This is a genomic window from Streptomyces sp. NPDC058678 (assembly GCF_042714835.1).
In the GTDB taxonomy this organism is placed as follows: Bacteria; Actinomycetota; Actinomycetes; order Streptomycetales; family Streptomycetaceae; genus Streptomyces.
Genome location: NZ_JBHXSG010000056.1, coordinates 14176 through 28934 on the forward strand (window position 1 = coordinate 14176; position 14759 = coordinate 28934).

General features: G+C 71.0%; 12 protein-coding genes. 9 read left to right on the plus strand and 3 right to left on the minus strand.

The window, feature by feature from the left end; all coding sequences use genetic code 11:
- Positions 1-173 precede the first annotated feature (173 nt).
- Positions 174-941, minus strand: coding sequence for a type I methionyl aminopeptidase (gene map / locus ACFWWR_RS36580; RefSeq protein ID WP_383861888.1), 768 nt, complete (start codon positions 939-941; stop codon positions 174-176).
- Positions 942-973: 32 nt separating this feature from the next.
- On the opposite strand from map, the gene ACFWWR_RS36585 reads away from it, so the two are divergent.
- From ACFWWR_RS36585 to ACFWWR_RS36625, 9 genes are all read left to right on the plus strand, one after another.
- Positions 974-1225 (plus strand): helix-turn-helix domain-containing protein, encoded by a 252-nt coding sequence (locus ACFWWR_RS36585; protein WP_383861891.1) that lies wholly within the window; start codon positions 974-976, stop codon positions 1223-1225.
- A 145-nt stretch (positions 1226-1370) separates the two neighbouring features.
- Positions 1371-3557: a hypothetical protein gene (locus tag ACFWWR_RS36590; protein WP_383861894.1), complete on the plus strand. Its 2187-nt coding sequence runs from the start codon at positions 1371-1373 to the stop codon at positions 3555-3557.
- Positions 3558-3797: 240 nt separating this feature from the next.
- A complete protein-coding gene (locus ACFWWR_RS36595; protein WP_383861897.1) occupies positions 3798-4640 on the plus strand; it encodes a nitrilase-related carbon-nitrogen hydrolase in 843 nt (280 codons plus the stop codon).
- Entirely contained in the window at positions 4637-5923 is a 1287-nt protein-coding gene (locus ACFWWR_RS36600; RefSeq protein WP_384307887.1) for an aspartate aminotransferase family protein, read from the plus strand. The genes ACFWWR_RS36595 and ACFWWR_RS36600 overlap by 4 nt, the downstream gene beginning before the upstream one ends.
- Before the next feature lie 28 nt (positions 5924-5951).
- Positions 5952-7526: a PucR family transcriptional regulator gene (locus ACFWWR_RS36605; protein ID WP_383861902.1), complete on the plus strand. Its 1575-nt coding sequence runs from the start codon at positions 5952-5954 to the stop codon at positions 7524-7526.
- Positions 7527-7681: 155 nt separating this feature from the next.
- Positions 7682-8524, plus strand: a complete 843-nt coding sequence (locus tag ACFWWR_RS36610; RefSeq protein ID WP_383861905.1) for a nitrilase-related carbon-nitrogen hydrolase — start codon at positions 7682-7684, stop codon at positions 8522-8524.
- 124 nt (positions 8525-8648) lie between these two features.
- Entirely contained in the window at positions 8649-10049 is a 1401-nt protein-coding gene (gene hydA / locus ACFWWR_RS36615; RefSeq protein WP_383861908.1) for a dihydropyrimidinase, read from the plus strand.
- 9 nt (positions 10050-10058) lie between these two features.
- A complete protein-coding gene (locus ACFWWR_RS36620; protein ID WP_383861911.1) occupies positions 10059-11078 on the plus strand; it encodes a TIGR03842 family LLM class F420-dependent oxidoreductase in 1020 nt (339 codons plus the stop codon).
- Between the two features lie 278 nt (positions 11079-11356).
- Complete coding sequence (locus tag ACFWWR_RS36625; protein WP_383861914.1) at positions 11357-12883, plus strand: NCS1 family nucleobase:cation symporter-1; 1527 nt, start codon at positions 11357-11359, stop codon at positions 12881-12883.
- A gap of 33 nt (positions 12884-12916) precedes the next feature.
- On the opposite strand, the gene ACFWWR_RS36630 is transcribed toward ACFWWR_RS36625, so the two are convergent.
- Positions 12917-13591 (minus strand): hypothetical protein, encoded by a 675-nt coding sequence (locus ACFWWR_RS36630; RefSeq protein ID WP_383861917.1) that lies wholly within the window; start codon positions 13589-13591, stop codon positions 12917-12919.
- A 148-nt stretch (positions 13592-13739) separates the two neighbouring features.
- Positions 13740-14744 (minus strand): carboxymuconolactone decarboxylase family protein, encoded by a 1005-nt coding sequence (locus ACFWWR_RS36635; protein WP_383861920.1) that lies wholly within the window; start codon positions 14742-14744, stop codon positions 13740-13742.
- Positions 14745-14759 lie beyond the last annotated feature (15 nt).

Genomic DNA, 14759 nt, shown 5'->3' on the forward strand with positions numbered 1-14759 from the left:
CGTGACAGGTGGTTACACCCCTGGGCGCGCTCGTAGAACACCTTCGCACGAACGAGGGGAGGGGGCACCTTCAGAGAGCCCGGCGGGCGTCTTCCCGGGACCGGGCACTCCTCCCGGCCGCCTCCCTCCCCGGCCCGTCGCGCCCAGGGGCGCGGAGCGACGAGCGGCGTCGGTCAGCGTGCCGTCAGGATCCGCGGTCCCGCGTCCGTGATCGCCACCGTGTGCTCCACGTGCGCCGCGCGCGAGCCGTCGTCGGTCCGCAGGGTCCAGCCGTCCGGTGCCTCGTGGTAGCCGTCCGTGCCGCCGCCGATGAGCATGGGCTCGAGCGCCAGGGCCATGCCGTGCCGCAAGGGGAGACCGCGCCGGGGGCGGCCCTCGTTGGGGACCGGCGGGTCCTCGTGCATGCGGCGGCCGATGCCGTGGCCGCCGAAGCCGTCCGGGATGCCGTACCCCGCCGCCCGGCACACCGTGCCGATCGCGTGCGCGATGTCGCCGATGCGGTTTCCCACCACCGCCGCCTCGATGCCCGCCGCAAGGGCCCGCTCGGCGGTCTCGATCAGGCGGACGTCGGCCGGACGCGGCTCGCCGACCACGAAGCTGATCGCGGAGTCGCCGGCCCACCCGCCCAGCTGGGCGCCGCAGTCGATGGAGACGAGATCGCCGTCGCGCAGCCGGTAGGGGGTCGGGATGCCGTGCACGATCGCGTTGTTCACCGAGGCACAGATGACGGCGGGGAAGGGGGTGGGCGCGAACGAGGGCCGATAGCCGAGGAAGGGCGAGCCCGCACCCGCCCCGCGCAGCACGTCGTGCGCCACCTCGTCCAGCTCCAGCAGGGAAACGCCGACGTCAGCGGCTTGTCGTACGGCCGTCAGGGCCTGTCCCACGACCTGGCCGGCCGCGTACATGGCGTCGATGGATGTGTCCGTCTTCAGCTCTACCATGCCAATTACTATACCGGTATTACAATGACGGTATGGTACGCACCCCTCTCACCCCCGAAGAGCGCGAACGCGGCGAACGGCTCGGCCGGCTGCTGCGCGAGGCTCGCGGTGGTCGCAGCATGACGGCGGTCGCGGCCGACGCCGGGATCTCCGCGGAGACCCTCCGGAAGATCGAGACCGGCCGCGCGCCGACACCGGCGTTCTTCACGGTGGCCGCGCTGGCCCGGGCGCTCGGTCTGTCCATGGACGAACTGGCGGGACTGTGCACGTTGGCGGAGGTATGAGGGTCTTCTCGGGCAGTCGCCGCGCACCGGTCAAGATCGCGCAATGAGGGTCACGCACTGCCCCGGAAAACTGCCCGTAGCCGTCCCGTAACACAACTGGTGTTGCCTACGGACCGGAGTGCTCCGGTCTGGAGGGAGTTGGGCGATGACTCTGGATCAACTCCCCGGTAGGGTCCGGGAGTTCGCGAACTACCTGGACGGTCTGCTGGGCCGCCTGGACCAGGGCGCCGGCTGGTGCGGCGTGTTCTGGCAGCGCGACCCCGACGGCATGCAGGCCTGCCTCGACGGGCGTGAGATACCGCCCTGGGACGTGGTCGAGGCGCTCCTCCAGGACCTCGCCACGGAGTACGGCACCGCCGTCGCCGCCCCGGAGGCGGACCGCGCCCGCGCTCTGCACGCCGCCGCGCTCGTCGCCCACGACGCCCGGCCCGGAGGCAGAGACGCCCTCGGCGACCGCTTCGACGTCATGCTCCGCGAACAGCGCTACGCCGCCGAACGGCAGGCGGAACTGGGCCGGTTCCTCGCCTCCGCGACCACCCAGCAGGAGGCCGACGCCATCCGCCTCGACCTCGCCTGGGCCCGCGACGACCACGAACGCGCGACCCGCCGCTGCGCCGAACTCCGGGCACGCATCGAGGACTTGGAACGGCGGTCGGTGGGCGGAAAGGCCGAGGAGATCCGCCGCGCGCGGGCGGCGGAAAGCGGTGCCGCCTTCCGCGCCGACGAGGCTGCCGCGCGAACGGACGGGCACGGGGCGTACGGCTCACGCCCGGCTGGGCGGGATGCGTACGGCCCGTCGTCGGGTGGCCGTGACGGGTACGGCCCCTCGGGCGGTCGTGACGGGTACGGTGCGCCGTCGGGCGGCCGTGACGCTCATGGCGCGTCGGACGCGCGTGACGGGTACGGTGCGCCGTCGGGCGGCCGTGATGCGCACGGTGCGCCGTCGGACGGTCGTGAGGCCCATGACGCGTCGGATGGTCGTGACGGGTACGGCGCGTCGTGGGATGGGCGGGATGCGTACCGCCCGTCGTCGGGTGGCCGTGACGGGTACCGCCCCTCGGGCGGTCGTGATGCGTACGGTGCGTCGTCAGGCGGTCGTGGCGCGTCGGACGCGCGTGACGGGTACGGTGCGCCGTCGGGCGGCCGTGATGCCCACGGTGCGTCGTCGGATGGTCGTGAGTCCCACAGCGCGTCGTCGGATGGCCGTGACCCTTATGGCGCGTCGGACGGGCGTGACGGATACGGTGCGCCGTCGGGTGGTCGTGAGGCCTATGCCGGGCCGTTGGACGGGCGTGACGGGTACGGCACGTCGTCGGGCGGTCGTGAGGCCCGCGCCGGGCTGTCGGACGGTCGTGGTGCTTCGTACGGGGCGCTGCCGGACGGTCGTGATGATGCGTACGGCGCGCGATCGGGCGGGCACGACGGCTCGTACGGCGCCGGATTCCCCGACATGCCGCAGCAGCGTGACCTCCGGTACGCGACCGCCGCGGAAGACGATGCCGACGCCCGTCATGCCGAGTACGACCGCCCGTCCGCCCCTGAGCGGCAGGCCCCCGTCTTCGAGGAGCCGTCCGCCCCGCAGGAGCAGCCCGCCGCCACCCCCAAACAACGCAAGCGCCGGCGTGGCAGCGCGCGCTTCGCCGGGATGGCGGAGGAGGAGGCCACCCCGGTCGTCGTACCGCCGACCGCCGTACCGGACGTGCCCGCCGCACCCGTCGTCACCGGCCGCAGCCCGCGCGGCGCCCGGTTCGCCGGAGCCGCGGCGAACCAGCGGTCGCAGCAGCGGGCCGAGCCGCTGGACGCGGCGTCCCGGCGCGAGGCCGCCGGGACGGTCGAGCGGCTGGTGCGGCTGCGTGGCGAGGGCCGGAGCGGCGAGGCCCACGCGCTGCTCGCCGAGATCGCGTACTGGCCCGCGGTCCGCTACCCGCTGCTCGCCGCCGAGATGCAGCGCGCCGGGCTGGGCGCCGACTGGGCCACCCTGCTGTGGGAGGCGGCCTCGCTGCCCCCCGACCGGCTCGTCGCCGTGGCCGACGCCCTGGGCGCCGCGGGGCGTGGCACCGACGGGGAGCAGGTCCTCCGGCAGGGCGTCGTACGCCCCGCCGACGAGATCGGGCGGGCCGTGCTGGAGCTGACCGCCGAGGGCCGCCGCCGCGACGCCCGCGCGCTCCTGGACGCCTACGTCCGGGTCCGCACCGCCGAGGAGGCCGTCCGCAGCGTCGAGCCGGACCCGCAGACCCTCGTCCCGCTCCTGCTGGAGGCCGCCCGGGACGCCTCGGACGAACTCCACCGGGACCTGGTCCACGCCCTCAGGGTGGCAGGCTTCAGCGCCTGACCGGGCTTGACCGACCGGCCTGGTCATTGGCGCGGGACTCACCGACCGGAGGATTCCTGGCTCGGAACCAGCCCGGTTACATCGGCGTAAAGAAAACCCTGCACGCTGGGTGCTCGCGGCACATCGAACGCGATTCACACGATCGAGTGGGCGGGCGTCCTTCCCGGCGGGGACTTTGCCCTCTACGGTCGGCGTACACGCGCGTAGACGCCTCTGACGTCACCGTCGAAGGAGCAGCTCATGGCCAACGTCGTACGTGCCGCCCTCGTCCAGGCCACCTGGACCGGCGACACCGAGTCCATGGTGGCGAAACACGAGGAGCACGCCCGCGAGGCGGCCCGCCGGGGTGCCAAGATCATCGGCTTCCAGGAAGTCTTCAACGCCCCCTACTTCTGTCAGGTCCAGGATCCGGAGCACTACCGCTGGGCCGAGCCGGTGCCGGACGGGCCGACGACGCGTCGTATGCAAGAGCTCGCGCGCGAGACGGGCATGGTGATCGTCGTCCCGGTGTTCGAGGTCGAGCAGTCGGGCTTCTACTACAACACCGCGGCCGTGATCGACGCCGACGGCACCGTCCTCGGCAAATACCGCAAGCACCACATCCCGCAGGTCAAGGGCTTCTGGGAGAAGTTCTACTTCAAGCCGGGCAACGTCGGCTGGCCGGTCTTCGACACCGCCGTCGGCAAGGTCGGCGTCTACATCTGCTACGACCGGCACTTCCCGGAGGGCTGGCGGCAGCTCGGCCTGAACGGCGCCCAGCTCGTCTACAACCCGTCCGCCACCCACCGCGGACTCTCCTCCCACCTCTGGCGCCTCGAACAGCCGGCCGCCGCCGTCGCCAACGAGTACTTCGTCGCCGCGATCAACCGGGTCGGCGTCGAGGAGTACGGCGACAACGACTTCTACGGGACGAGCTACTTCGTCGACCCGCGCGGGCAGTTCGTCGGGGACACCGCGGGCGACAAGGAAGAGGAACTCGTCGTCCGCGACCTCGACTTCGACCTCATCGAAGAGGTACGGCAGCAGTGGGCGTTCTACCGCGACCGCCGTCCCGACGCCTACGACGGGCTGGTGCAGCCGTGACCAAGGACCTGCTGGGCCGCCACCGCTCCGTCCTGCCCGACTGGCTCGCCCTCTACTACGAGGACCCGCTGGAGATCACCCACGGCGAGGGCCGGTACGTCTGGGACGCCGAGGGCAACAAGTACCTCGACTTCTTCGGCGGCATCCTGACGACGATGACCGCGCACGCCCTGCCCGAGATCACCAAGGCGGTGAGCGAACAGGCCGGGCGGATCATCCACTCGTCCACGCTCTACCTCAACCGGCCGATGATCGAACTGGCGGAGCGCGTCGCCCAGTTGAGCGGCATCCCGGACGCCCGCGTCTTCTTCACCACCTCCGGCACCGAGGCCAACGACACGGCCCTGATGCTGGCGACGACGTACCGCCGCAGCAACACCGTCCTGGCGATGCGCAACAGCTACCACGGCCGTTCCTTCAGCGCGGTCGGCATCACCGGCAACCGCGGCTGGTCGCCCACGTCGCTGTCCCCGCTGCAGACGCTGTACGTCCACGGAGGCGTGCGCACGCGCGGTCCCTACGCCTCGCTCGGCGACGCCGACTTCATCGCGGCCTGCGTCGACGACCTGTTGGACCTGCTCGGCCACACCCGCCCGCCGGCCGCCCTGATCGCCGAACCCATCCAGGGCGTCGGCGGCTTCACCTCCCCGCCGGACGGCCTGTACGCGGCCTTCCGCGAGGTCTTGCAGGAGCGCGACATCCTGTGGATCGCCGACGAGGTGCAGACCGGCTGGGGCCGCACCGGCGAGCACTTCTGGGGCTGGCAGGCGCACGGACAGAACGGCCCGCCGGACATCATGACCTTCGCCAAGGGCATCGGCAACGGCATGTCCATCGGCGGGGTCGTCGCCCGCGGCGAGATCATGAACTGCCTGGACGCCAACAGCATCTCGACGTTCGGCGGCACCCAGATCACCATGGCGGCGGGCCTCGCGAACCTGACGTACCTGCTCGAGCACGACCTCCAGGGCAACGCCCGGCGCGTAGGCGGACTGCTCATCGAGCGGCTGCGGGCGGCCGCGGCGCAAATTCCGGCCGTGCGGGAGGTGCGCGGACGCGGCCTGATGCTCGGCATCGAGGTGGTCAGGCCCGGCACGGACCAGGCCGACCCCCAGGCCGCGGCCGCCGTACTCGAAGCGGCCCGCGAGGGCGGGCTGCTCATCGGCAAGGGCGGTGGCCACAACACCAGTGCCCTGCGCGTCGCCCCGCCCCTGTCCTTGACCGTCGCGGAGGCCGAGGAAGGCGCCGCGATCCTCGAAGACGCTCTGAGGAGCATCCAGTAGCAGTACTGCGAACAAGGGAAACGCCGCCATGACCACCACCTCACAGACCTGGGAGCCGGTGGAGCCGACCCTGTCGGTCCGCCAGGTCCTGACGCTCGAGCGGGTCCTCGCAGGGGAGCCCGAAGTGGTGGCAGGCGCGAGTCAGCTCGACCGGGCCGTGCGCTGGGTGCACGTCGCCGAGGCCGCCGACGTGGGCGTGATGCTCAGCGGCGGCGAGATGGTCCTCACCACCGGAGTGCTGCTCACCGGCGACGAGGGCGCGCAGGCCGAGTACATCCAGTCCCTGCACCGGGCGGAGGCCGCGGCCGTCGTGCTGGGCCTGGGACGGGCCTTCCCGGCCCCGCCGGACGTGATGCGCCGGGCGGCCGAGCGGTGCGGGCTGCCGATGATCGTCCTGCACCGGCCGTTCCCCTTCGCCGAGTTGACGGAGGAGGTCCAGTCCCGGCTGGTGCGGCGGAAGTTCGCCGCCGTCAGTCTGTCCGAGGCGGTACGAACCGCGCTCACCGGGCTCATCACCGCGGGCGCGCCGCTGCAACGCCTGCTCGACGAGGTCGCCCAGCACAGCGGCTGTCCCGTCGTCGTCACCAACCTCGCCCACCGTGTCCTCGCCACCGCGGGGGAGCGGCCCGCCGTGGACGACGTGCTGCGCGACTGGGAGCGCATCGCCCGCCAGGCCGGCGGCAACGAGGTCGACGGCTGGATCCGCGCGGAACTGGCCGGACGGGGAGAGCGGTGGGGCCGGATCACGCTCTGCGGCTACCGCGGTGACACCGCCACCGGGCGACTGCTCGCCGACCGGGCCGCCGAGGCCCTGGTCCTGCACCGCATGCTCGGCGGCAACTCCGCGCACAGCTGGGAGGAGCAGTCCGCGCAGAGCCTGCTGACCGACCTGGTCAGCGGGATCGTCCCGGCACGGCAACTGCTGCCGCGGGCCCGCGCGGCCGGCCTCCCCGTCAACCGGCGCAGCTTCGTCCCGCTGGTCGTGCGGCACGGCGAACCGGCCCAACTCGACCGTGTCCTGCGCATGGTGGGGATGCCCGGACTCGTCGCCGAACTGGCCGACGGAGCCGTCGCCGTCCTGCTGAGCCTCGCCCGCGACCAGGACGCGACGGCCCTCGCCGCGCACTTCGCCGCCCGGCTGCGGACCGAGTCCGGTTCCTCGAAGGCCGTGGTGGCGGCGGCCGACGAGCGCACCGTCTGGGACGACGTCCCCGCCGGGCTGCGCGAGGCCCAGCACGTCGCCGACGCCGTGGCGGACTCCTCGGCCGTCCTGGACCTCCCGGCCGTCGTGCGCCTGAAGGACGTCCACCTGCGTGGTCTGATACGGCTGCTGCGCGACGACCCGCATGTGCAGTCCTTCGCGGAGCGCGAGCTGGACGGGCTGCTGTGCGGGGCCGGTGAGGACCTGCTGGCCGTACTGCGCACCTACCTCGCCACCGGCCGCAACAAGTCCCGCACCGCTCAGCTCCACCATGTCTCCCGCCCGGCGCTCTACCGCCGGCTGGAGTCGATACAGGCCCGGCTCGGTGTCGACCTCGACGACTTCGAACAGGCCGCCTCGGTGCACATCGCGCTCCTCGCGCACGACGCGCAACAGGCCTGAAACATGCGACTACCTGGGAAAACGGCGGTGAAACATGGGCCCACAGCAGGGTGACACGGTGCCACGCCGCACGCCCGCAGACGTGACACCGTGCAACTCAAACCGGACTTCCGGACTTCTTAGGCTCCTCGCACACCGAGTGACCGGAGGTCCCGATGAGCACAGTGATCCGTGCCGCCCTCTTCCAGACCGCCTGGACCGGCGACAAGGAGTCGATGATCCAGGTGCACGAGCAGGCGGCCCGCGACGCCGCCGCGCAGGGTGCCCAAGTCCTGTGCTTCCAGGAGCTGTTCTACGGACCGTACTTCTGCCAGGTCCAGGACAAGGCGTTCTACGAGTACGCCGAGCAGATCCCGAACGGCCCGATAGTCAAGCGCTTCCAGGCGCTGGCCAAGGAACTGGGCCTCGTCCTGATCCTGCCGATGTACGAGGAGGAGCAGCCCGGCGTCCTCTACAACACGGCAGCCGTGATCGACGCGGACGGCTCGTACCTCGGCAAGTACCGCAAGCACCACATCCCGCAGGTGCCCGGCTTCTGGGAGAAGTTCTACTTCCGTCCCGGCAACAGTGGCTGGCCGATCTTCGACACCGCCGTCGGCAGGATCGGTGTCTACATCTGCTACGACCGCCACTTCCCGGAGGGCTGGCGCGCACTGGGTCTGGAGGGTGCCGAGATCGTCTTCAACCCGTCGGCCACCTCGCGCGGCCTGTCGGCCTACCTGTGGCAGCTGGAGCAGCCGGCCGCCGCCGCGGCCAACGAGTACTTCGTCGGCGCGATCAACCGCGTCGGTGTCGAGGAGTACGGCGACAACGACTTCTACGGGACGTCGTACTTCGTCGACCCGGAGGCCCAGTTCGTCGGCGAGGTGGCGAGCGACAAGGAGACCGAACTGGTCGTCCGCGACCTGGACCTGGCCAAGCTGCGCGAGGTCCGCGACCGCTGGCAGTTCTACCGCGACCGCCGCCCCGACGCGTACTCCCCGCTGACCGCACCGTGACCAGGCGGTGCCCGCGCCCCGCAAGGGGCGCGGGGCCGCGCCTGATATGCGGCTTCCGCCGCGTGGGCCCGACCAGCCACAAACGACCCGCACTTTCGACCACAACCCAGCGGAGCGTTAACGCATGAGCCGTACCGTCATCCGTGGTGGCCTCGTCATCACCGCGTCCGACGAGATCCACGCCGACGTCCTGATCGAGGACGGCCGCATCGCCGCCCTCGCCGCCTCCGGCACCTCCGCCGCCGAGGCATGGACGGCCGAGCGCACCCTCGACGCCACCGGGAAGTACGTCATCCCGGGCGGCGTCGACGCCCACACCCACATGGAGCTGCCCTTCGGCGGCACCTTCGCCTCCGACACGTTCGAGACGGGCACCCGGGCCGCCGCCTGGGGCGGTACGACGACCATCGTCGACTTCGCCGTGCAGAGCGTCGGGCACTCGCTGCGCGAGGGGCTGGACGCCTGGCACGCCAAGGCCGAGGGCAACTGCGCCATCGACTACGGCTTCCACATGATCGTCTCCGACGTGAACCAGGACACGCTCAAGGAGATGGACCTGCTGGTGGAGGAGGGTGTGACCTCCTTCAAGCAGTTCATGGCCTACCCGGGCGTCTTCTACAGCGACGACGGCCAGATCCTGCGCGCCATGCAGCGCTCCGCCGAGAACGGCGGTCTGATCATGATGCACGCCGAGAACGGCATCGCGATCGACGTCCTCGTGGAGCAGGCGCTGGCGCGCGGCGAGACCGACCCGCGCTACCACGGGGAGGTCCGCAAGGCGCTCCTCGAAGCCGAGGCCACCCACCGGGCCATCAAGCTCGCGCAGGTCGCGGGCGCGCCCCTGTACGTCGTGCACGTCTCGGCGATGGAGGCGGTCGCCGAGCTGGCCAGGGCACGCGACGAGGGGCTGAACGTCTTCGGCGAGACCTGCCCGCAGTACCTGTTCCTGTCGACGGACAACCTGGCCGAGCCGGACTTCGAGGGCTCGAAGTACGTGTGCTCGACGCCGCTGAGGCCCAAGGAGCACCAGGCCCACCTGTGGAAGGGCCTGCGCACCAACGACCTCCAGGTGGTCTCCACCGACCACTGCCCCTTCTGCTTCGTGGGCCAGAAGGAGCTCGGCCGGGGCGACTTCTCGAAGATCCCCAACGGTCTGCCGGGCGTCGAGAACCGGATGGACCTGCTCCACCAGGCCGTCGTCGACGGGCACATCTCGCGCCGCCGCTGGATCGAGATCGCCTGCGCGACCCCGGCCCGGATGTTCGGCATGTACCCGAAGAAGGGCACCATCGCCCCCGGCGCCGACGCGGACGTCGTCATCTACGACCCGCACACCGAGCAGACCGTCTCCGCCGAGACCCACCACATGAACGTCGACTACTCGGCGTACGAGGGCAAGCGCCTCACCGGCCGCGTCGAGACCGTCCTCTCACGCGGCGAACTCGTCATCACCGAGCGGGAGTACACCGGGCACGCCGGACACGGCACGTACACCCCGCGCGCCACCTGTCAGTACCTCAACTAGGAGTGGTGCATGGACTTCGGACTCGTCCTGCAGACCGACCCGCCGGCCTCGCGGGTCATCAGTCTCATGAAGCGCGCCGAGCGCAACGGCTTCACCTACGGCTGGACCTTCGACTCCGCCGTGCTGTGGCAGGAACCGTTCGTGATCTACAGCCAGATCCTGTCGAACACGAGCAAGTTGAAGGTCGGCCCGATGGTCACCAACCCGGGCACCCGCACGTGGGAGGTCACCGCCTCCACCTTCGCCACGCTCAACGACATGTTCGGAAACCGCACGGTCTGCGGCATCGGCCGGGGCGACTCCGCGATGCGTGTCGCCGGCCGCAAGCCCAACACCCTGGCCCGCATCAGCGAGGCCATGAAGGTCATCCGGGCGCTGGGCCGCGGCGACGAGGCCGACCTCGGCGGCACGGTCGTCAGGTTCCCGTGGATCAAGCCGGGCGCCGAACTGCCCGTGTGGATGGCCGCGTACGGCCCCAAGGCCCTGAAGATGACCGGCGAGGAGGCCGACGGGTTCATCCTCCAGCTCGCCGACCTCTACCTGACCGAGTACATGGTCAAGGCCGTGAAGGACGCGGCCGTCGCCGCTGGACGCGATCCGTCCGAGGTGAAGATCTGCGTCGCCGCCCCCGCCTACGTCACCGAGGACGACTCGCCCGAGGCGCTGGCCCACGCGCGCGACCAGTGCCGCTGGTTCGGCGGGATGGTCGGCAACCACGTCGCCGACCTGGTCTCCAAGTACGGTGAGCACTCCGCCGCCGTACCCGACGAACTCACCGACTACATCAAGGCGCGCGAAGGCTACGACTACTCCCACCACGGACGCGCCGACAACCCCGACACCCAGTTCGTGCCCGACGAGATCGTCGACCGGTTCTGTCTGATCGGCCCGGTCGACAAGCACATCGAGAAGCTGAACGCGCTGCGTGAGCTGGGCGTCGACCAGTTCGCCGTCTACGACATGCACGACGCGCAGGAAGCCACCATCGACGCGTACGGGTCGACGGTGATCCCGGCCCTCCACGGCTGACCCGCAACTCCGCTCTCCCCATCCCCCCACTCCTGTTCTCCCCTCCCCGCTCTCCCGGGGAGGGGGTGGCGGGGCCGGGGGAGGGAGGACCCGCCCCCACGCCGCCCGGTGCGCACTCTCGCCGCACCGGCCGCAGGCCCAAGTAGCTCCGCTACGAGGGCCTACGTCCGGCACACCGAGAGCACGCACCGAACGACGCGGGAACGCACCCTCCCTCCCCCGGCCCCGCCGGCCCGCACGGCCTTTCCGGATCCGCCCCTCGTTTGATTGGCCTGCCCATGACCGACACCGCTCCCACGGCCATACCGCCGTCCCCTCAAGTCACCCTCGCCGACGGCCGGGTGGAGCTCGCCCCGGGCAGTCCCGCCCCGAGCGGCCGCTACGCCAACGAGGACCTGCTGCCGGTCCCGGTGGAGAAGCGCACCTGGACCACTTACAACTTCTCCGCGCTGTGGGTAGGCATGGCCCACAACACGGCTTCCTGGACCCTGGCCTCCGGTCTGATCGCCGTCGGCATGGACTGGAAGCAGGCGGTGTTCACCATCGCCCTGGCCAACGTGATCGTGCTGGTCCCGATGTTGCTCACCGGGCACGCGGGGCCGAAGTACGGCATCCCCTTCCCGGTCTTCGCGCGCGCCTCCTTCGGCATCCGCGGGGCCAACCTGCCCGCCGTCGTGAGGGCGTTGGTGGCGTGCGGCTGGTTCGGCATCCAGACCTGGATCGGCGGCGAGGCGATCTACTTCCTCGCCGGGAAGCTCATCGGCAACGGCTGGAGCGACACCGCCAAGATCGGCGGCTACGCCTGGACCATGTGGCTGTCGTTCGCGATCTTCTGGGCGATCCAGGTCGCGATCATCTACCGGGGCATGGAGACGATCCGCCGCTTCGAGAACTGGGCGGCGCCCTTCGTCCTGGTCGGCGCGCTGGTGATGCTGATCTGGATGAGCAACAAGGCGGGCGGCTTCGGCCCGCTGCTCGACCAGCCCTCCAAGCTCGGCTGGGGCGGCGACTTCTGGAAGCTGTTCTGGCCGTCCCTCATGGGCATGATCGGTTTCTGGTCCACCCTGTCCCTGAACATCCCGGACTTCACCCGTTACGGCAAGAGCCAGAAGGCGCAGACGTGGGGCCAGGCCCTCGGTCTCCCCACGACCATGACGCTCTTCGCGCTGCTGTCGGTGATGGTCACGTCCGGCTCGCAGGTGGTGTACGGCGAGACGATCTGGGACCCGGTACAGCTCGCCGCCAAGACGGACAACGTCGTGGGCCTGCTGTTCGCGCTGGTCACCGTGCTGGTGGCGACCCTGTCCGTGAACGTCGCGGCCAACCTGGTCTCACCGGCCTTCGACTTCTCCAACATCGCGCCCCGCAAGATCACCTTCCGGGCGGGGGCCCTCGTCACCTGTGTGCTCGGCGTGCTGATCTTCCCGTGGAAGCTGTACTCCGACCCGCAGGGTTACATCTTCACCTGGCTCGGCCTGGTCGGCGGTCTGCTCGGCACGGTCGCCGGCATCCTCATCGCCGACTACTGGATCCTGCGCCGCGGCAAGCTCGACCTGACCGACCTGTACCGCACGGGCGGCCGCTACTGGTACGACGGCGGCTGGAACTGGCGGGCCGTGGTCGCCTTCGTGGTCGGCGGTGTCCTGGCCATCGGCGGCGCGAGCTTCAAGCCGCTGTTCGACGGGCGGCCCATCCCGGCACTGGAGTCGCTGGCCGACTACGGGTGGGCGGTGGGCCTGGGGACGTCGATGGTCCTGTACGTGGTGCTGATGCTGCTGCGCGGAAAGGATCGCCTGGAGGCGTAGTCCTCGCTTGCCGGGGGACGGTCTGAAGGGCGGTCAGCCCTGCCGGCCGTCCCCCAGTGCCGCGACCGCCTCCTTGGCGGCCTTGATGGCACCCTTGTTGATCTCGTCCGTGCTCGGCGCCTTCTTCGTCTCGAAGTCGCTGCCGTTGTACGTGATGGTCACCAGCGCGTTGGACGCGCGCACCACGACCACGCCCTCGCGGGTCTGCTGCTTGTCCTCGGTGGTGAGGTTCACGACGGAGTACGCCGAGTCGCCGAGACCGGGTACGTCCCCGCCGCCGCTCTTCTCCGCGACGGTGTCCTTGTAGGACTTCTGCGCCGCCTCGTCCGTGTCCATGATCTCGAAGGAGACGTCGAGCCAGCGGTAGTCGTACCCCTTCAGCGCGTTCCAGGAGCAGGTCCGGCGCAGCTTCGTGTCCGTGGACGGGATCTCCTTGCCGGCCGCCTTGGCGCCCGGCACGAGCGAGGTGATCGTCTTGCCGGCGAGGCTGTCGCACGGCGCGGGCGCGGCGGCGTACGTCTTCGACGCGGCCGCCGTCGACGGCGCGGAGGCGGACTGCGTGCCGGTCTTCTGCTCCTCCTTGTGCTCGGCGGCCGGTGTCGCGGCGAACGGACCGGACGTCAGCGCCCAGCCCGCCGCGGCCAGTACGACGACGGGCGACAGGCGTGCGGTGAGGGCGAGCGGCAAGGGAAGGGAACTGGAACGCACGGCGCACTTTTCGTGGGGGACGGTGCGGAAGGAGTCCGCACTGCGGACGGGGCGCCAGTTTCACACGACTCCCTGTGGGACGGAAGTGCCAACTCGCTCCGTACCTGTGCGGTCACAGCGCCCCGCCGCTGATGGGCTGTGTGCCCTGTTATGTCCTCGCGGTGGGCCGGTTGAACGCCGTCTCGATCCGGTCCACGGCCGCGAACGCCCCGTAGGAGACGAGGTGCACCAGACAGTGGTCGGTGTGCTCCGGCCGACGCCAGGCCGCGACGTCCTCGTCCGTGATGCGGTACGGGGCGAGGGCGGCAAGCAGCGCCAGACGCGCGCCGGGGCTCTCCCGCCGGTCCGGGAAACCGCTCAGATCCAGCGGCGGATGTGTTCCGTCCCAGTCCCACAGGGTCTCTTCGACGAGGGCCTGCTCTTCGGCGTCGAGGAGACCGGCGCCCGCCATGGCCGCCCTGATCAGCGCCGCGTACGCAAGGCCGACAGGCGTGCCGTCCGCCCATCCGGGGGCTTCGCCGGGGTCGGGGAGGTCGAGGAGCGCGAGGGCCTCGCCGGGCACGGCGGGGCGGCGTACGGTCCGGGAGAGCGTGCGGCCCGCGAGGCTGCGTACCACCCGGAACCGCTGGGCGTTGCCCGGCAGCAGGTTCTCGGTCAGCAGGGCGGACACGATCCGGTTGATGAAGTGGAAGGCGAGCGCGGTGCCGAGGTAGCCGGGGGCGTGCTCGCGCGGGAAGGGGTACGGCTCGGGGCCGAGGCCGCCCGGTACGCGCGTCCGCCTGCCCCACTCCAGCACGCGCGCGTGCTGTTCGTTCTCCGGCCGCTCCCCGCGGACCAGGCGTTCGGCGAGCGCGTGGTCCCCGGTGGCGTGCAGCAGCATGGTGTGCGCGTCCACGCAGAACGGGCACTTGTTGGCGAGCGACACCCCGAGCGCCGCCAGTTCCTTGCCGGTACGGCTGCCGGGGCCGGCGATCAGCGACTCGCGCATCAGCGCCCAGACAGGCGCGAGGATCTCGGGTGCGGAGGACAGGACCACGAAGGTGACGGGCTCGTCGATGCCGAAGTCGCGGGAGAGCTGGGCGTAGACCTCGGCGACGCGGCCGGTGGCTGCCTTGGGCGGCGAGGGCTCGGTGTAGCGGAAGGGTGTGGGCATGGGCAGCAGCGTGTG